We start from the raw sequence: 17,828 nt of genomic DNA, 5'->3' as shown, positions 1-17,828 counted from the left end.
TGGTTGCAAACTTCTAGGAGAAAGGGCCGTCCATGTCGGTCGATATAGCCACGTATGTCCACGATCTTGCCGTTGCCGCTAAGGCAGCGTCGGCCTCGCTTGCCACGGCGAGCGACGAGCAGCGACAGGAGGCCGTGCGCGCCATGGCCGCAGCACTGCGCAACGGTATCGACTCCATCGTCGCCGCCAACGAGCTCGATATGTCCGCTGCGCGTGATGCGGGCACCTCGGTCGGATTGCTCGATCGTCTGCTGCTGACGCCCGAGCGCGTCGAGGGCATGGCCGCCGGCCTGGAGAAGCTCGCCGAGCTGCCCGATCCCGTGGGCCGCGTGCTCGATCACCGTGTGCTTGCGAGTGGCGTGGACCTTACGCGCGTGAGTGTGCCGCTGGGCCTGGTTGCCATGGTCTACGAGGCGCGCCCCAACGTGACGGCCGATGCCGCGGGCATCTGCATCCGCACCGGCAACGCCTGCATCCTGCGCGGCGGTTCGCTGGCCTATCACTCGTGCGCCATGATTGCCGAACTGCTGGCCGATGCGCTTGAGGCCCAGGGCTTTCCACGCGAAGCTATCTCGATGATCGAGTCCACCGACCGCGAGGCCACCGGCGAGCTCATGAAGCTCCGCGGTATTGTCGATGTGCTCATTCCGCGTGGCGGTGCGGGCCTGATCCAGCGCTGCGTGCGCGAGTCGCTTGTGCCGGTGATCGAGACGGGCACAGGCAACTGCCACATCTACGTGCATGAATCCGCCGATTTTGACAAGGCGCTCAACATTATCGTCAACGCTAAGACGCAGCGCGTGGGCGTGTGCAATGCCGCCGAGTCGCTGCTGGTCGACCGTGCCGTGGCGGATTCGTTTTTGCCGGCGGTCGTTGCCGTGCTGCACGACCACGGCGTGCTGATTCACGGCGACGAGGCCACGTGCGCCGCATGCGCTGCCGCCGGGCTTGCCGAGGGCGACGACTATGTTGCCGCGACTGAGGAGGACTGGGGCCGCGAGTATCTGGCGCTCGAGATGAGCGTGAAGGTCGTGGCGAACGAGGACGAAGCCATCGCGCACATCAACCGCTACGGCACCATGCACTCCGAGGCCATCGTTGCCGAGGACGAGGATGCCTGCGAGCGCTTCCTGGACGCGGTCGATGCCTCGGCCGTGTATGCCAACGCCAGCACGCGCTTCACCGACGGCGGCGAGTTTGGCCTGGGCGCCGAGATCGGCATCTCGACCCAAAAGCTCCACGCCCGCGGCCCCTTTGCCGCCGAGGCCCTCACTACCTACAAATACAAGCTCCGCGGCACCGGCCAGGTCCGTCCCTAAACCTGTTGCAAACGAAAAACCACCACAAAGGCGCCTGTCCCCTTTGCGGTGGTTATAGGTGGCGTGGGCGGTTAGGCCTGGAAGGTGTCGCGATCGGGAGCGAAGGATTGCATGGCCGCGATGGTACGGTCGAAGAGCTCGGGAAGCTCCCAGCCCAGCATCTCGGCGCCCTGCGAAATCACGTCACGCGAGCAGCCGGCGGCAAAGCGCTTGTCCTTGAACTTCTTCTTGAGCGACTTGGTCGTAAAGTCCATGACGCTCTTGCTCGGGCGCATGACGACGGCGGCTCCGATCAGGCCGGTGAGCTCGTCGCAGGCGAACAGTATCTTTTCCATCTGCAGTTCGGGCTTGGGCAGCGAGGTGTTGAAATCGGACGTGTGCGTCTGGATGGCGCGAATGAGCTCGGGAGAGGCGCCCTCGCCCTCGAGGATCTCGGCCGCATAGATGGTGTGGTTCATGGGGTCATCCTCATGCTCCTCCCAATCCAGGTCGTGCAGCAGGCCGACGATGCCCCAAAACTCCTCGTTCTCGGGGTCGAACTCGCGCGCAAAGTAGCGCATGGTGCCCTCGACCGTTTCGCCATGGGTGATGTGGAACGGGTCCTTGTTGTGCTCGTTGAGCAGTTTGAACGCACGGTCGCGGGTGATTCCGGCGGTAAGTGGCTCTGCCATAAGAGGCTCCTTGTGCTCGTAGGTATCGCTAAGAATGAATACTACTAGAACGACTAGAACGAAAAAACCACCACAAAGGTGCCTGTCCCCTTTGTGGTGGTTTTTGGCGCGGATGGGTTAGTTGAGGGCGGCTTGGGCTAGGCGGGCTTCGGCGTCCTCTTCGGTGACGCCCAGGGCCACGGCGAACTCCTCAATGGAGCGGCGCTTGGCCTCCTTGAGTACGCGCATGTAGTAAGAGCTGGGCTTTTTATCAGCTTCCTCGGCCTGGCGAATGCGGTGCATCATGGTCTTTGCCACGCGGACCGTCTCGGGCGCGCCCAGCTTGAGCTGCTGCTTAAAGTGCGTCTCCTCAAGCGAGCTGTTACGCTCGGTAAAGGTGTCGCACTCCAGCTCGTCATAGTGGCTCAGCAGGTGCTCGGCATCTTGCTGGGAGATGGCGGCATGCAAACGATCGGCCTGCGCCACGGGGTACATGAGGATCGTCTGCGCATGTCCCTGCTTGGTCTCGAGCAACAGCATGGGCTGCGGCGTGTCGTCCCTAAAACCGACGACGGTGCAGACTCCCTGACCCGGATGAATGACGTGTTGACCGATTGAGAACATGCTACCTCCAACTTATACGAATTTACGTATGTCTAGAATAACACGCTGACGTGCGCAAACCCTTACTTTATGCAGGAAAAGCACACAATTCTGATAGGTAAGAGTATTCGATAACAGACGCAGCTCATTCACACCTTTATGCATTTTCAACGCCTGCATAATCTGCAGGCAGACCGGCATCTTTGAGTGACTCCATGCAAGCTGTAGTCATTTTTGTGCATATGCAATATCTATTAGCTTTACCCTGCGACAGTGCCCGTCGCTTGTGATAGAGTGCTACAAACTCTGGCTTTTGCCCTACGAGTGACCAAGAGCTCGGGGGCTTTAACACAAGGAGGATCTATGCCCGAGAAGATTGAAGAGCTGGTACGCGCTGCGCTTGCTGCGGCCCAGGAGGCCGGCGACCTTTCCGCATTTGAACTTGACGATTGCGCTATCGAGCGACCGGCTGACACTTCTCATGGCGAGTGGACCTCTACCATGGCCCTGAAGTCCGCCAAGCTGGCCCACTGCGCCCCGCGCAAGATCGCCGAGGCCATCGTTGCCCATATGCCCGAGGACCCCGCGATCGAGAAGGTCGAGATCGCAGGCCCCGGCTTCATCAACTTCTACCTCTCCGTTGCCGTCAAGAATGCCATCTTTGGCGAGGCTCGCGAGAAGGGCATGGACTTCGCTAAGTCCAACGTCGGCGGCGGCCTGAAGACCCAGGTCGAGTTCGTTTCCGCCAACCCCGTCGGCCCCATGCACATCGGCCACGGCCGCTGGGCCGCGCTGGGCGATTCGCTCTGCCGCGTTATGGACCACGCCGGCTATGAGATCCAGCGTGAGTTCTACATCAATGACCACGGCTCTCAGATGAACACCTTCGGCAACTCCATCAGCACGCGCTATATGCAGCTTGCCGACATCATCGCCAAGCAGGGCGTTGATATCGACGAGGCTCACAAGCTGCTGATCGCCGACCGCGACGCCTTTGTTGCCGACGAGAACGACGAGCACCCCGAGACCCATCCGTATCAGGACAACTTTGCCGAGACCTTGGGCAAGGACTCTTACGGCGGCGACTACATCATCGACGAGGCCGCCGAGTTCTGGCGCACCGACGGCGACAAGTGGGTCGACGCCGATCCGCAGGAGCGTATGGAGAGCTTCCGTGAGCGCGGCTACGTGAAGATGGTCGACAACATGCGCGACCTCTGCCACGCCGTCAACTGCGACTTTGACCGTTGGTACTCCGAGCGCTCGCTGTATGTGAAGGACACCGAGGGCGAGACCGCCGGCACCTCCGCCGTCGACCGCGCTTTTGAGAAGCTCGACAAGATGGGCTACCTCTACACCAAGGACGGCGCCCTGTGGTTCCGCTCCACCGATCTGGGCGACGACAAGGACCGCGTCCTGATCAAGTCCGACGGCGAGTACACCTACTTCGCCTCCGACGTCGCCTATCACTGGGATAAGTTCCAGCGCGTCGACCACGTCATCGACATCTGGGGCGCCGACCACCACGGTTACATCGAGCGCGTCCGCTGCGTCTGCGACGCTCTGGGTTACCCCGGCAAGTTCGAGGTTCTACTGGGCCAGCTCGTCAACCTGCTGCGTAACGGCAAGCCCGTCCGTATGTCCAAGCGCAAGGGCACCATGGTGACCCTTCAGGAGCTCGTCGACGAGGTCGGCTCCGACGCTGCCCGTTACACGCTTATCTCCAAGAGCTCCAACCAGATGGTCGACTTCGACATCGAGGCCGTTAAGAAGCGCGACAACTCCAACCCGGTCTATTACGTGCAGTATGCTCACGCCCGCGTGTGCTCCATCCTGCGCCGTGCCGCCGACGTTACCGCCGAGCAGGCCGACGAGATGGGCATGAAGGCCGTTGCCGCCAAGGCCATCGGTGAGAACGTCGATTACTCGCTGCTGACCGACCCGACCGAGCTCGCCCTTTCGCGCAAGCTCAACGAGCTCACCGACCTGATCGCCAGCTGTGCTCGCGATCGCGCCCCGTTCCGTCTGACCCACTTTGCCGAGGAACTCGCCGGTGACTTCCACAGCTTCTACGCTGCCTGCCAGGTGCTGCCGAGCGAGGGCCGTCCCGTCGACCCCGAGCTTTCGCGTGCCCGTCTGGCCGCTTGCGATGCCGTCCGCGTGACGCTCGCCCTGGTGCTCACCCTCGTTGGCGTTTCCGCGCCCGAGCAGATGTAACCTGCGGGTCATTTGACCGTGTAGGTTTGGTTTAACTGAGCCCTATAAGCCCGATCTCCCACGGAGGTCGGGCTTTTTTCGCAAATGCCGACGTATTGACGAATTTGGAACTGCTGGAAATACGAAACTATGCCGGTTTACTACGATGAATTGGGAATTTCCAACCACGCCGGCTTTTCGCAAAAAAGCGCAAGGCATCTACCTGCGGTTTTAGTTCAACATGTTTCGGAGTGGTCGCGGTTGATCGATTCGTCGTAGTAAACCGCCATAGTTTTGGCGGAGGCAGTCTGATTTGTGGGTGGTAGACCAAAGAGTGTCCCTTTTGACTAGTCGTTTAAGAACGCCCCCAATGACTAAGTTGCAGGTGGCGGCGGTTGTGTTACACTAACGCTGCGTAGTTGACGCAATCATCTCGATACAGATCAATGATGTCCGTCGTTTTGAACGGAACTAGACTGTTTAGCCGCCCTGAAGGTTTATGCAGGGAGCATGTGATCACAGGGCTTGAAAAGAAAGTTGAGCAAACACTGTGTCTGATCAACAGCAAGAAAACGAAATAACGACGACGCAAGCCGCTCCCGCTGCACCGGTTGCGTCGGACCAGGTCGCGGCGCCCGCGCAAGCCTCGGCTCCCGAGACGCCTAAGGCTGCTTCGACGCCTGCGCCTGCAACTGGTGAGGAGGCTGCTCCGGCAAAGCCCAAGCTCGTGAGCCGCACGGCCAAGCCTGCCGCTGACGGCGAGGAGGTCACCAAGCCCAAGCGCCGTACCACGCGCACGACGCGCGCCAAGCGCACCGTTGCAGCTGACTCCTCGGCGCCGATTTCCGATGAGGTCGCGCAGGCACGTGCGTTGGCGCAGATTAGCGAGGCTCAGGTGGTGCGCGCCCGCCGTCGTGCTGCCGAGCGCGAGGCCGCGGCTCTGACCGAGCTTGCAGCTCCGTCTGTGCCCGAGACGCCTGCCGCCATCGAGACCCCTGCCGCCGACCTGCCGACCGAGAAGCCGGCACCGCGCACACGCCGCCGCACGGCTGCTAAGGCCGAGCAAGTTGCGGAACAGGTAGCCCCCGAGCTCACTGAGGCTTCGGTCCGTTCCGCGGCAGGGGAGGGCACATTGCCTGTTGAGCCCGCTGCGCCTGTCGAGGCCAACGAAGTTCCCGTTGTCGATCCGGCTTTGCGCCCGCACCGTCGCGGTCGCAAGCCCAAGGCCTTTGTCGAGGCAGAGAAGGCCGCAGCAGCAGCCGCCGCCGCTCGGGATGCTGCGGCGACCGCCGAGTCTGCAACCGCTGCCGATGCACCCGTCCAGGATGCTACGACTTCCGAGGCCGCTCCCGCCGATGCCGAGCCCGCCGATGTCCGTCCCGGTCGCAGCCGTCGTACTGCTGCTAAGCGCACGTCCAAGGCCAAGGCTGCCAAGAAGGGTGCGTCCGAGGATTCTGCCGAGACGACCGCCGATGCGTCGACTGATGTCGCCAAGGCCCAGGACGTCGAACAGCCTGCGTCCGAGAAGCCCAAGCGCGGTCGTAAGAAGTCCGTTAAGGCCAAGGCGTCCGAGCAGCAGGATGTCGAAGCGCAGGTTGATTCTGGCGCCGAGGCCAATGACGCCGCTGCGGCCAATGTTGGCACCGCCGCAACCGATGGTGCCGCCCCCGCTGAGGGCGAAGACGGCACTCGTCCCAACCGTCGCCAGCACAAGCGCAACGACGAGCGCAACGAGCGTAAGGACGACCGCAACAACGACCGTCGCAACCGCCAGCGCGATCGCAAACAGCGCAACAAGGAGCGTAATGCCGCTCCCACCGAGCCCACGCTTTCGCGCGAGGAGCTCGCTGCCATGAAGGTCGCCGAACTTCGCGAGAAGGCCAAGGAGTTCGAGATCGAGACGACCGGCAAGAAGAAGGCCGAGCTCGTCGAGGAAATCTACGTCACCGCTGCGAAGGCCGAGGGCTTCCGCGACATCAAGGGCATTCTGCAGATTCGCCCGGACAGCTCCGGCATCATCCACGCCCATGGCTACATGAAGTCCAACGACGACGCCTTCGTGCCCGCCTACCTCATCCGCTCCGCGCGCCTGCGCACGGGCGACGTCATCGAGGGCTCGCTGCGTCCTTCGCGCGGCGGCGACAAGCGCGCCGGCCTCGCCAAAATCACGACCGTCAACGGTCTGGACCCCGAGCAGATTCGCAACCGTCCCAAGTTCGGCGACCTCACCCCGGTCTATCCCAACGAGCCGCTGCGCATGGAGCACGGCAAGGACTCTATTACCGGTCGCGCCATCGACATCGTGTCACCGATCGGCAAGGGCCAGCGCGGCCTGATCGTGTCCCCGCCCAAGGCCGGCAAGACCACGATCCTCAAGAAGATCTGCCAGTCTATCTCGATTAACAACCCCGAGGTGCACCTCATCTGCCTGCTCGTCGACGAGCGCCCCGAAGAGGTCACCGATATGCAGCGTTCCATCAAGGGTGAGGTTGTGGCGTCGACCTTCGATATGCCTGCCGACAACCACACCCGCGTGGCAGAGCTCGTCATCGAGCGCGCCAAGCGCATCGTAGAGCTGGGTGGCGACGTCGTGGTGGTGCTCGACTCCATCACGCGCCTCGCCCGCGCCTACAACTTGGCGGCGCCCGCCTCGGGCCGCATCCTTTCGGGCGGCGTCGATTCGGCGGCACTGTATCCGCCCAAGCGCTTCCTGGGTGCAGCCCGCAATATCGAGAACGGCGGCTCGCTCACCATCCTGGCCTCTGCCCTCATCGACACCGGTTCCAAGATGGACGAGGTCATTTTCGAGGAGTTCAAGGGCACCGGCAACATGGAGCTTAAGCTCGACCGCGACCTGGCCGACCGCCGCATCTTCCCGGCTATCGACCCCGTTGCCTCCGGTACGCGTAACGAGGACCTGTTGGTCGACGAGCAGATGCGTCCGTTTGTCTTTGGTCTGCGTCGCATTCTTGCAGGCATGAACAACACCGAGCGCGCGGCCGCATCGTTTATCAAGGGTCTTAAGGGCACCAACACCAACCAGGAGTTCCTGGTGCGTTCGGCCAAAAAACACAGCGACTACGAGCAGACGTTCTAGGTTGTCATCCACGCGCAGCGATAGTCATCAATGCGATAAAGGGTCGGGGCTTTGAGCCTCGGCCCTTTTCCATAGCGCCGCTCCGCGCTTATTTTTGACCGTAAGACCGACGAGCAGCAGGTTTCCCGTTTCAATCCGACATCGTCGCTTGCAATCGACAGGGCGGTTTCGCATAATAGCTTTTAAGCTTCGCGACGGAAAACGCAGATGAAACGAACCATATACCGTTGCTTTGGGGCATAGCCCCGCTTCATCTTCTCTCGCGCAGCCAACTGAATGATGCGATTTGGGTGCTGGGAGATGGGGAGAGCTCATGGCTTCTTCTGATGCAACACAACGAGCAGTCCTTGCCGGACTTTCGTGCGGGATCGGCCTTGCCGCTCCCGTGGTTATGTATGCCGCGACGCTGCCGTTTTCGTCGGTGAACGAGACGGTCGTGGCGGGTGCGGTTCCCTTCGCCGTGGGCGCGGTGGCGGGCGTGGGCATCTATGCCGCCTCGCTGGGTATCTCCGAGTATCGTGCGCAGCGTGAAGAGCGTCTGTTCCAGCCCGATGCCATGGGCGGTGCCGCCAATCTCAATCAGCATCAAAGCGAGTTCAAGACCGCCTCGATTCCAGCTCAGCAGCAGGATGCGACTCCTTACGCTGCGACTTCTGCTTCTCAGGCTCAGTCGGAGCAGTCTACCTCGGCATTCCTTTCCGGCCTGACTGGTGCGTTCCAGCGCCGTCATGCCGATGATGGTGTCCCTACCATTGCTCGAGCCGCAGATGCTATGGACGAGGACGAGGCTTGGTCTATGATCGACAGTATGCTCGACGACGATTCGCCGGTGAGCTGCGACCCTGCACACTCGCGCGACGTCTATCAAGTCGCCATCGACGAGCTCACCAACGGCGGGCAGTTCGGCTCCTTCAATCGCGACGACATCGCCGCCGCGGCACGCGCCGTGTCTGGCTCCCAGGCCGCCCCTGCGGGCAGCACGGCGGCTTTCGTGGCACTCGTCGCCAACGCGGCAGCCAATAACGCCTACAGCGCTACCTCGGCGGACGCGAACGCTTCTGCCGATAATTCGTACGTTGATGAAGCCATGACCGCGGACGAGGAGGCCGTTGCCGCCCGCCGCGCCGCCGAAAGCTCGCTTTGGGGCGCTCCTGCCCAGCAGCAGGCGGCTGAGGCTGCGCCGTACAACGCAAACCTCGCCAGCATGCCTATCATCTCCGGTGTCGCGGACATCGATCTCGATGACCTCGATGAGCCTGCAGCCATCACCGCATCGATTGATGCCCAAGATCGCATCGACACCGGCGACCTTCCGGACGCTTCGCTCGAGGTTGATGTCCCTATGGCCGATTACTCAGGCCACGAGGACATGTGGGCCGCCGCCACCGCGATTCTGGATGAGATTGACGAGCCTGCTCCTGTTGCAGCCCCCGCTCCCGTCACTGCCCCTCAGCCTGCTGCCCCCGCCTATGTTGGCCGTCACAGCGCTGTGTTCCCCGAGGATACTGCCCGCATCTCGCGTGAGAGCATCGAGCGAGCCGAGGCTATTGCCGCCGGCATTATGGAAAATCGTCGTCACGAGCGCGTCAATCAGATCCTCGAGGAAGAGATCGAGCGCCTGCAGTCCTCTACCGCCAAGCGTACGGGCCGTGCCTATCTGAGCGTTATCGAGGGCGGTACCGCCAGCTTCGCGCCGCTCCGCGCGGAGGCATAACTTCTGCATGGTTAAGATCAATCGAAAATGGGCGGTCGTGACCTGCCTGATGGCGCTCTTGATCTGGGGCAATTCGCTGGTTCCCGGCTCGGGGTCGGGCTCGCTGAGCCTAACAGTCATGGAAGCTATCCGCGGTTTCCTGCACGGCGTGGGGCTTCCATATGCATGGGTGACCAACTTTGTTGTTCGCAAGTGCGCGCATTTTACCGAGTATATGGTGCTCGGTATCTTGGCAACGCACGCCTTTGATTTTGAGGGCCGGCGCACCTTTGACGTGCTGCTGCCCACGGCGGTGTTCCTGCTGCTGATTCCCTCGATCGACGAGACGATTCAGCTCTTTGTGCCGGGACGCGCCGGCATGATCACCGATGTGATGATCGACTGCTGTGGTGCGGCAACGGGCGTTGTGCTCCGATATCTCTTACGGCCGCTGATGCGCGCCAAAAAAGCCGCCTAGGACGTATTGTTTGGTCCTAGGCGGCCTTTTTTATTTGAGGGCTTATATGAGGCGTGGTGGCGTCGTTCCGTAGGTCGGATTTGCCGGGCGCGCCACGCCCTGTGGGTGCGTCTGCTACTGAAGCGCCTGTGCGCCCAGGGCCAGGCAGCCCATAATGCCCTGCTTGCCCTCGAGGCTGTTGTTGACGATATAGCTATCAATGTCGGCCATCTCGGGCGTGACGATGTAGCCGTTGAGCATCTCGGCGCACTTCTTGCGTGCGAGCGGCACGATGGGGGTGTGATCGGCCACGCCGCCACCGATGACGTTCTTCTGCGGTGCGTAGCACAGGATGTAGGTCATGAGCGCCTGCGCCAGATAGCCGGCGAGCAGGTCCATGGCCTCCGGGTCATCGGCCATCTCTCCGGCGCTCTTGCCACCCCAGCGTTTTTTGATGCCGGGACCGGCGATGAGGCCCTCGAGGCAGTTGTCGTGGAAGGGGCAGCCGCTGTGCTCGCCAATGGTGTCGCGCGGGTCGCGAGTGACCAGGATGTGACCGGCCTCGGGGTGCATTTAGTGCCGGGCCGTCCTTACCCGCGCGGTTTGATTTTATCACGCAGGAACTTGAGGTTCTCCAGTGCTGCGTTGAGCGTCTCGTCTCGCTTGGCAAAGTGGAAGCGGATGAGGTGGTTGACGGGCTCGCGGAAGAAGCTGGAGCCCGGAACGGCGCCCACGCCCACCTTGGAGGCCAGATCCTCGCAGAAGTTGAGGTCGCTGTCATAGCCAAACTCAGAGATGTCCATCATCACGTAGTAGGCGCCCTGCGGCACGTTGTGCGTGAGGCCGATGCTGTCGAGTCCCTGACAGAATAGGTCGCGCTTGGCGGTGTAGAGGTCGAGGACCTCCTGGTAATAACTGTCGTCGAAGTTGAGGGCGGTGACGACGGCCTCTTGCAGGGGAGCGGCGGCGCCTACGGTGAGGAAGTCGTGGACCTTTTTGATGCGCTCGGTGATTTCGGCGGGAGCGATGGTGTAGCCTAGGCGCCAGCCGGTGATGGAGTAGGTCTTGGACAGCGAGCTGCAGCTGATGGTTCGATCGAACATGCCGGGCAGCGTGGCCATATAGACGTGCTCGTGGGGCGCGTAGACGATGTGCTCGTATACCTCGTCGGTAATGCAGTAGGCGTCGTACTTTTTGCAGAGGTCGGCGATAAAGGTGAGCTCCTCGCGCGTAAAGACCTTGCCGCAGGGGTTGGAAGGGTTGCACAGGACGATGGCCTTGGGATCGTTGTCGCGGAAGGCCGCCTCGAGGACCTCGCGATCGAAGTCGAACGTGGGCGGGTTGAGCGGCACGTAGATGGGCTCGGCACCCGAAAGGATTGTGTCGGCGCCGTAGTTCTCGTAGAACGGCGAGAAGATGACGACCTTGTCTCCGGGGTTCGTAACCGTCATCATGGCGGCCATCATGGCCTCGGTGGAGCCGCAGGTGACTACGATGTTCTCGTTGGGGTTGATCGGCATGCCCATAAAGTGCTCCTGCTTAGCGGCGAGCGCCTCGCGCATGGCCTGGGAGCCCCAGGTGATGGAGTACTGGTGATAGAGCGGCTTGGGGTCGGTCGCGATGGCGCTGAGGCTCTCGAGCAGCTGCGCCGGAGGATCGAAGTCGGGGAAGCCCTGCGAGAGGTTGACGGCACCGTACTTATTGGAGATGCGCGTCATGCGGCGGATGACCGAATCGGTAAATGTTGCCGTGCGATTGGAGAGTTCTTTCATGCTTGTCCTTTCGAGCATTTGCAGTGGGGCAAGTTTACTCCTATGAAACCGGTGGGAATTGCTCGAAATGGTCTCGAAAAACTCTTTTCAAAATTCTTGAAAATTGGGGCTTGCATCGCGTGGCGTTCCTTGCAATAATAGTCGAGCGCGAAGCGCACAGGACACGGTGGGTGTAGCTCAGTTGGCTAGAGCGACGGGTTGTGGTCCCGTAGGTCGAGGGTTCGAGTCCCTTTACCCACCCCAGTTCTTGCTTCGTGTTGATATCGGGTCGTTAGCTCAGTTGGTAGAGCAGGGGACTCTTAATCCCAAGGTCCAGGGTTCGACCCCCTGACGGCCCACCACACGATATCTCCTCTAAAGTCCGTCACAACGGACTTTAGCTTTGGGTCGTTAGCTCAGTTGGTAGAGCAGGGGACTCTTAATCCCAAGGTCCAGGGTTCGACCCCCTGACGGCCCACCAAAGTATGTTAAAGCGACTGGCTTCGGCTGGTCGCTTTTTTGTTGACCTCACATGGGGTCGAACCCGAAAGGGCGCGGAGCTGAGGAAATGCGTAAGCATTTACCAGCGCAGCGCGCAAGGCGCGAAGCGCCGCAGCGGCCGCCTGCAAAGCAGGCTGACCCCCTGACGGCCCACCAAAGCATGTTAAAGCGACTGGCTTCGGCTGGTCGCTTTTTTGTTGACCTTGCATGGGGTCGAACCCGAAAGGGCACAGCCACTTTCACAGATCGAGTCTACCCTGGGGATCAGTAAAACCGGCGCGTCTGCACGGCGAAGTACGCCTGTGCGAGCGCGATTTCTTGCTTGTTTGAATCTCCGTTTTGGGCGATTAAATAGCATGCATAGCGCGTAAGCTTGTAGTCTTTAACCGCGCGAGCGGCGACACCGGCAGTTATCATTTTCGTGGTGTCACGAAAATGGGAATCAACTGGAGTTTTGTTTGTTTCGCACGAGACTTTTGCCCTCTTAACAACTTCGGCGAAGTTCTCCCATCGAGTGTATCCCATGGGTTCCATTAAATCGCGTGCGAGCCAATACTCAACGCCGTCTTCCACATTGGCGTAGCTATCAAGTTCGACACGCCACTTCTCGATATCTCTACTGTCCATATCTCCTCCTCGCTGATCTATTGTCTATGCGCGCTTTGCCCGCTCTGTACTCAGAATAAGGATACGCTGCCGTGCGGACACGAATGGGCCCCGTGCCACTTCGAGGTCACGGGGCCCATAGATATCGATTAGTTGTGCTCTGCTCTAGATAGGTGTCCAGTTTAATTCGATCGATAGTGCGAACCCAGGCTTTCGGTCCGCTTGCGCATGGCTTTGACCATCTCCGTTGCCAGCTGATTCTGCGATTGCAGGCGGGCGAGGGCTGCGATCTCGCTGTCATTGGCATGCGGCTTGCTCAGCGCCGTTGCCTCGTCTTGCAGGCTTTCAAGCTGTTGAAGAGCCTTGGATAGACCTGCTTCGGTCCTGTTGATCATGCAATAGGTACTCATCGTGTGCTTAAGGCTGTGTGTCAGGCGTTCGGCATCTGTTGTGGCAATGCCATACTGAGGGAGGGCGATATCCATCGGAGCGGCCGCCTCGGGAGCGTCCAGCGCTGCTTGGGCTGCCGATGCGCCCGCGATGCGCCCAAACACGATGCCGTTGGCGCTTGACAAGCCGCCGATGCGGTCGGCGCCGTGCATGCCGCCTGTTGCCTCACCGCAGGCGAAGAGGCCCTCAATGCCCGTGTACGCGGTCATGTCGATCTTGATACCGCCGTTAGCGGCGTGGGCATACATCGCAACGCGCATCTCGTCAGTCGGGGCGATGCCGTGCTCGTCTTGCAGCCAGGTGGCAAAGGTCTGCACAAACTCTGGGACATCCTCGCGAGGGAAGTCGTAGTGGAGCGCCAGTCCTTCGACACCTGTCTGATCGATGACGAGATCGATAGCGCGGGAGGCCAAGCGTGACGTGAAGGGACCATATCCAGAGCGCTGCTCGAGCAGGTCGTCCAGCTTGTCGTCGGCAATATCTACCGGCTGGTCTACATGTACGTAGCGCCAGGTTTTCTCGTTGAAGACCAGGTTGCGCTTGGGCTCGATGAAGCCGGGCATCATCTGCATGAACTCTATATTAGTAAGTGTTGCGCCGTGCGCCAGCGCGATGGCCTGCGAGGAGCTGAGCACATCAGCGGAAGTGAGGCTTCGCTCGAACAGGCCACCCGTGCCGCCCGCAGCGATGATAGTGGCCTTGGCTGCCATAGGCACGAGATGCTCGTTTGCGCGGTCGTAGAGCACGGCGCCGGTAATCTTTCCGATTGTGTCCTCAACAAGGTCGATAAGTTCGTGGCGGGGGAGCAGGCGAATGCCGAGAGACTCGATCTGGGCCGTACACGCGTCCTCAAGCGGCTTGCGGGTGAGGCCGCGCCACATACGCGTCTTATGGTCAAAGCAGGGGATAAACTGCTTCTGCTGGGCGCTTTCGGCACTTTGCGGACGCTGGAGCTCAACACCTAGATCCTGCTCGAGCCATTGGATGGCCTGAGGAATACCGTGGACAAACGTATGGACGAGCGTAGGGTCGGCAGCACCGCCGCCGACGGCCTGGATGGTGTCGATGAGGTCCTGCTCGTCGCCCTCGTCGACGGGGCCAATAAGGCCCAGACCCCAGGTGCCCGGGAAAAAGCTCGATCCACTCATAGTCTTGCCGGCGCTTGCCACAGCGACGGTTGCGCCCGTGCGTGCCGCTTCGAAGGCGGCGCAAAGGCCCGCAATGCCAGATCCAATTACCAGTACATCAGTCGATTCCATCGGATTCCTTTCTCGTCCGGCGCATTGTCGCACGGGTGATCGGCAATGGGGCCGCAAAGACTCGGCAAATCGGTAAAGGGCAAATATGACAGGTGGGCGTCGTGGACGCTCTGACGCTCCATCTCATCACATCTCGTATTTCGCCCCAACTGATATATCGGCATTAGCTATCCTGCGACAGCGCAAACAAAAAGAGCCGCTACCCGGGTGGGTAGCGGCTCCAAAGCTCAACTATGTGAGCATCGCGCGGGCGCGATTAGGCCTTGAGGGCCTCCTCGACGGCGACAGCGCAGGCGACGGTGGCACCGACCATGGGGTTGTTGCCCATGCCGATGAGACCCATCATGTCGACGTGCGCAGGCACGGAGGAAGAACCGGCGAACTGGGCGTCGGAGTGCATACGGCCCATGGTGTCGGTCATGCCGTAAGAGGCAGGGCCGGCGCCCATGTTGTCCGGGTGCAGGGTACGGCCAGTGCCGCCACCAGAAGCGACGGAGAAGTACTTCTTGCCAGCCTCGAGGCGCTCCTTCTTGTAGGTGCCAGCGACGGGGTGCTGGAAGCGCGTGGGGTTGGTGGAGTTACCGGTGATCGAGATGTCGACGTTCTCGTGCCACATGATGGCAACGCCCTCGCGGACGTCGTCGGAGCCGTAGCAGTTAACGGCAGCGCGGGGACCATCAGAGTAGGGGATGGTCTCGACGACCTTGAGCTCGCCCGTGTAGTAGTCGAACTGGGTCTTCACATAGGTGAAGCCGTTGATGCGGGCGATGATCTGAGCAGCGTCCTTGCCCAGACCGTTGAGGATAACGCGCAGCGGCTTCTTACGAGCCTTGTTGGCGTTCAGAGCCAGGCCGATAGCACCCTCAGCAGCAGCGAAGGACTCGTGGCCAGCCAGGAAGGCGAAGCACTCGGTGTCGTCGGAGAGCAGCATAGCGCCCAGGTTGCCGTGGCCCAGACCGACCTTGCGGTCCTCGGCGACGGAGCCGGGAACGGTGAAGGCCTGGATGCCCTCGCCGATGATGGCGGCAGCCTCAGAAGCGGACTTGGCGCCACGCTTGACAGCGAGAGCGCAGCCGAGGGTGTAGGCCCACTCAGCGTTCTGGAAGGCGATGGACTGGGTGTTGTTGACGATCTCACGCGGGTTGAAGCCCTTGTCGGTGCAGATCTGCAGAGCTTCCTCGAGGGAGGCGATGCCGTTGTCGGCGAGGCACTTGTTGATCTTGTCAGCGCGGCGCTCGTAACCTTCGAACGTAACAGTCATAGTTATTTCCCTCCCTTTCTACTCGTGAACCGGGAACACGCTGGCGACGGAGTGAGTCTCCTCGTCGGTGCGCGGGTCGATGTACTTGGCAGCGTTCTCCCACTGACCATAGTGGCCCATAGCGCCAGCGATGGCCTCCTCGGGGGTCTTGCCGGCCTTGACGGCGTCGGTGAACTTACCGAGGTTCAGGAACTCGAACGCGATGATCTCGTTCTTGTCGTTGAGAGCCATGCGGGTGACGTAGCCCTGAGCGAGCTCGAGGTAACGAGCGCCCTTGGCCTTGGTGCCGAACATGGTGCCGACCTGAGAGCGAAGGCCCTTGCCGAGGTCGTCGAGGGAGGCGCCCACGGGCAGGCCGCCCTCGGAGAACGCGGTCTGGCTGCGGCCGTAAACGATCTGCAGGAAGATCTCGCGCATAGCAACGTTGATGGCGTCGCAGACGAGGTCGGTGTTGAGGGCCTCGAGGATGGTCTTACCGGGAAGGATCTCGGAAGCCATGGCGGCAGAGTGGGTCATGCCCGAGCAGCCGATGGTCTCAACGAGGGCCTCCTCGATGATGCCGTCCTTGACGTTCAGCGTGAGCTTGCAGGCGCCCTGCTGAGGTGCGCACCAACCCACACCGTGCGTAAGACCGGAGATGTCGGAAATCTCCTTAGCCTGGACCCACTTGCCCTCCTCGGGGATGGGTGCGGGGCCGTGGTATGCACCCTTGGCAACGGGGCACATGTTCTCCACTTCCTGTGAGTACTGCATGCCTCTCCTCTCTATCGTGTTGGCGTCCCGTCTGGGGGTCGTGGCTGGCGATTGCCGGGCGACCCTTCGAAAGGGACATGACATGCAGCCCCTATAATACCGCGAAATGCACGGAATATTCGGCGAACGGCTCAGTTTTCGTAGCGAGAAGCGCGGAACTTTCAATTGAAGCGTTTTAACTCTATGTTCTGTGGTCGCGAACTTCCGTAGAGGGGGTCCGTCTTGGGCAAGCTTTTGGTCAGCTCTTGTAAGCGTTGTAGGGGCTGACCTGTTGCAATGGTGCCGTTCGCCGCCCGTTTACTGCCTTTGGCCGCGCGAGTGTATTGTTTTGCGTGAATGTTTTGATGGCACGCTTCAATCGTGCTGTATTGGATGGCAAGCAGATCCCGGCGAAGGGAGCGCCATGCAGCGCGTTTGGAGAACGGTTACCGGCTTTTACCATGTCTGTGCCCGCGGTATGGGCAAGCAGCTCATCTTTGAGGGCGATGAAGACCGGTGGGAGTTTTTGGAGCTGATGCGCGACTGCTGCCGCGAGGAGGGTGTGACGGTTATTGCCTGGTGCCTTATGGGCAATCACGTGCATTTGGTGCTTGCAGATTACGAGGACGCGATGAGCGCAGCCATGCACCGGCTGCTTTTGACGTACGCGCGGCGGTTCAATAAACGCACGGGGCGCACAGGCCATCTGTTCCAGAACCGTTTTGACCGGCGCTCGCTCGATACCGACCGTTATCTAATGGCCGCCATTCGCTATGTTCACGCTAATCCGCAGGAGGCGGGTATCGCCCTGATTGAGCGTTATCCCTGGAGCAGCTTTGCCGAGTATCTGCGAGCGTATGACAACGATACGACGAGGGGATTTTCCGACCCTTCTTGCGTGCTTGAGCTCTTTGAGTCTGCCAAGGGGTTTCTGGATTATTCTCTGTCGATGCCCGATGGTTCCGATCCGGTGATTCACGATATGGATGAGACGGAGTGGGAGCGGCGTGCGTTTGCCGACAAGATGGCGAAGCGCCTGGGCGTGCCGCTCAACGAACTCAAGACCGTAGCACCCTCGCGGCGAGACGGAATCATTTTCGCCCTGCACAATGTCGGCTACACGCTGCGCGAGATCGAACGGTATACGGGAATCAGCAAGAGTACCGTCTCTCGTATCGTGCGCGCTTATGCGCGAGTGAAGGCTCAGGCTGAGGGCTCGGAATAGAAAATGGCCGAACCACTCTTGTCAAGCG

At 60.8% G+C, this 17,828-nt stretch carries 14 protein-coding genes and 3 tRNA genes; 9 read left to right on the top strand and 8 right to left on the bottom strand.

All coding sequences use genetic code 11. From position 1 onward, the window contains the following. Positions 1 to 32 precede the first annotated feature (32 nt). Positions 33 to 1,319, top strand: coding sequence for a glutamate-5-semialdehyde dehydrogenase (locus DW899_RS06885; RefSeq protein ID WP_117770210.1), 1,287 nt, complete (start codon positions 33 to 35; stop codon positions 1,317 to 1,319). 71 nt (positions 1,320 to 1,390) lie between these two features. Here the strand turns inward: DW899_RS06885 and DW899_RS06880 are convergent, their stop codons facing one another. Both DW899_RS06880 and DW899_RS06875 read right to left on the bottom strand, forming a co-directional pair. Further along, a complete protein-coding gene (locus DW899_RS06880; protein ID WP_117800438.1) occupies positions 1,391 to 1,990 on the bottom strand; it encodes an HD domain-containing protein in 600 nt (199 codons plus the stop codon). A gap of 117 nt (positions 1,991 to 2,107) precedes the next feature. Further along, a complete protein-coding gene (locus DW899_RS06875) occupies positions 2,108 to 2,593 on the bottom strand; it encodes a CarD family transcriptional regulator (RefSeq protein WP_022094807.1) in 486 nt (161 codons plus the stop codon). A 342-nt stretch (positions 2,594 to 2,935) separates the two neighbouring features. Between DW899_RS06875 and argS the strand changes: the two genes are divergently transcribed. The 4 genes from argS (at position 2,936) to DW899_RS06855 (ending at position 10,036) form a co-directional block, all read left to right on the top strand. Then, positions 2,936 to 4,789: an arginine--tRNA ligase gene (gene argS, locus DW899_RS06870; protein ID WP_117800437.1), complete on the top strand. Its 1,854-nt coding sequence runs from the start codon at positions 2,936 to 2,938 to the stop codon at positions 4,787 to 4,789. A 529-nt stretch (positions 4,790 to 5,318) separates the two neighbouring features. Further along, a complete protein-coding gene (gene rho / locus DW899_RS06865; protein ID WP_233539935.1) occupies positions 5,319 to 7,865 on the top strand; it encodes a transcription termination factor Rho in 2,547 nt (848 codons plus the stop codon). A 313-nt stretch (positions 7,866 to 8,178) separates the two neighbouring features. Beyond that, positions 8,179 to 9,579 carry a hypothetical protein gene (locus tag DW899_RS06860; protein ID WP_117800436.1) on the top strand — a complete coding sequence of 467 codons (1,401 nt, stop codon included), beginning with the start codon at positions 8,179 to 8,181 and terminating at the stop codon, positions 9,577 to 9,579. 7 nt (positions 9,580 to 9,586) lie between these two features. Further along, positions 9,587 to 10,036: a VanZ family protein gene (locus DW899_RS06855; RefSeq protein ID WP_117800435.1), complete on the top strand. Its 450-nt coding sequence runs from the start codon at positions 9,587 to 9,589 to the stop codon at positions 10,034 to 10,036. A gap of 114 nt (positions 10,037 to 10,150) precedes the next feature. Here the strand turns inward: DW899_RS06855 and DW899_RS06850 are convergent, their stop codons facing one another. Continuing rightward, positions 10,151 to 10,588: an ROK family protein gene (locus DW899_RS06850; RefSeq protein ID WP_233539934.1), complete on the bottom strand. Its 438-nt coding sequence runs from the start codon at positions 10,586 to 10,588 to the stop codon at positions 10,151 to 10,153. 17 nt (positions 10,589 to 10,605) lie between these two features. Beyond that, complete coding sequence (locus DW899_RS06845) at positions 10,606 to 11,787, bottom strand: pyridoxal phosphate-dependent aminotransferase (protein WP_117800434.1); 1,182 nt, start codon at positions 11,785 to 11,787, stop codon at positions 10,606 to 10,608. Positions 11,788 to 11,953: 166 nt separating this feature from the next. Here DW899_RS06845 and DW899_RS06840 point away from each other — a divergent pair. The 3 genes from DW899_RS06840 (at position 11,954) to DW899_RS06830 (ending at position 12,247) form a co-directional block, all read left to right on the top strand. Next, positions 11,954 to 12,030 (top strand) — tRNA-His (locus tag DW899_RS06840). Between the two features lie 22 nt (positions 12,031 to 12,052). Continuing rightward, positions 12,053 to 12,128: transfer RNA gene (locus tag DW899_RS06835), tRNA-Lys, on the top strand. Between the two features lie 43 nt (positions 12,129 to 12,171). Next, positions 12,172 to 12,247: transfer RNA gene (locus DW899_RS06830), tRNA-Lys, on the top strand. Between the two features lie 284 nt (positions 12,248 to 12,531). Here DW899_RS06830 and DW899_RS06825 read toward each other — a convergent pair. From DW899_RS06825 to DW899_RS06810, 4 genes are all read right to left on the bottom strand, one after another. After that, positions 12,532 to 12,894: a BRO family protein gene (locus DW899_RS06825; protein WP_117800433.1), complete on the bottom strand. Its 363-nt coding sequence runs from the start codon at positions 12,892 to 12,894 to the stop codon at positions 12,532 to 12,534. Positions 12,895 to 13,055: 161 nt separating this feature from the next. Further along, positions 13,056 to 14,582: an FAD-dependent oxidoreductase gene (locus tag DW899_RS06820; RefSeq protein WP_117800432.1), complete on the bottom strand. Its 1,527-nt coding sequence runs from the start codon at positions 14,580 to 14,582 to the stop codon at positions 13,056 to 13,058. A gap of 256 nt (positions 14,583 to 14,838) precedes the next feature. Next, the gene (locus DW899_RS06815) at positions 14,839 to 15,843 is read right to left on the bottom strand and encodes a GGGtGRT protein (RefSeq protein ID WP_117800431.1); all 1,005 of its coding nucleotides are present in this window, start codon (positions 15,841 to 15,843) and stop codon (positions 14,839 to 14,841) included. 18 nt (positions 15,844 to 15,861) lie between these two features. Then, positions 15,862 to 16,596: an iron-sulfur cluster assembly scaffold protein gene (locus DW899_RS06810; protein ID WP_006235554.1), complete on the bottom strand. Its 735-nt coding sequence runs from the start codon at positions 16,594 to 16,596 to the stop codon at positions 15,862 to 15,864. Positions 16,597 to 16,999: 403 nt separating this feature from the next. On the opposite strand from DW899_RS06810, the gene DW899_RS06805 reads away from it, so the two are divergent. Further along, positions 17,000 to 17,800, top strand: coding sequence for a transposase (locus DW899_RS06805; RefSeq protein WP_117800430.1), 801 nt, complete (start codon positions 17,000 to 17,002; stop codon positions 17,798 to 17,800). Positions 17,801 to 17,828 lie beyond the last annotated feature (28 nt).

The organism is Collinsella sp. AM41-2BH, from assembly GCF_003468085.1.
GTDB lineage: Bacteria > Actinomycetota > Coriobacteriia > Coriobacteriales > Coriobacteriaceae > Collinsella.
The sequence above is the reverse complement of the archived record's forward strand: the minus strand, read 5'-3'. Positions and strand labels throughout refer to the sequence as shown.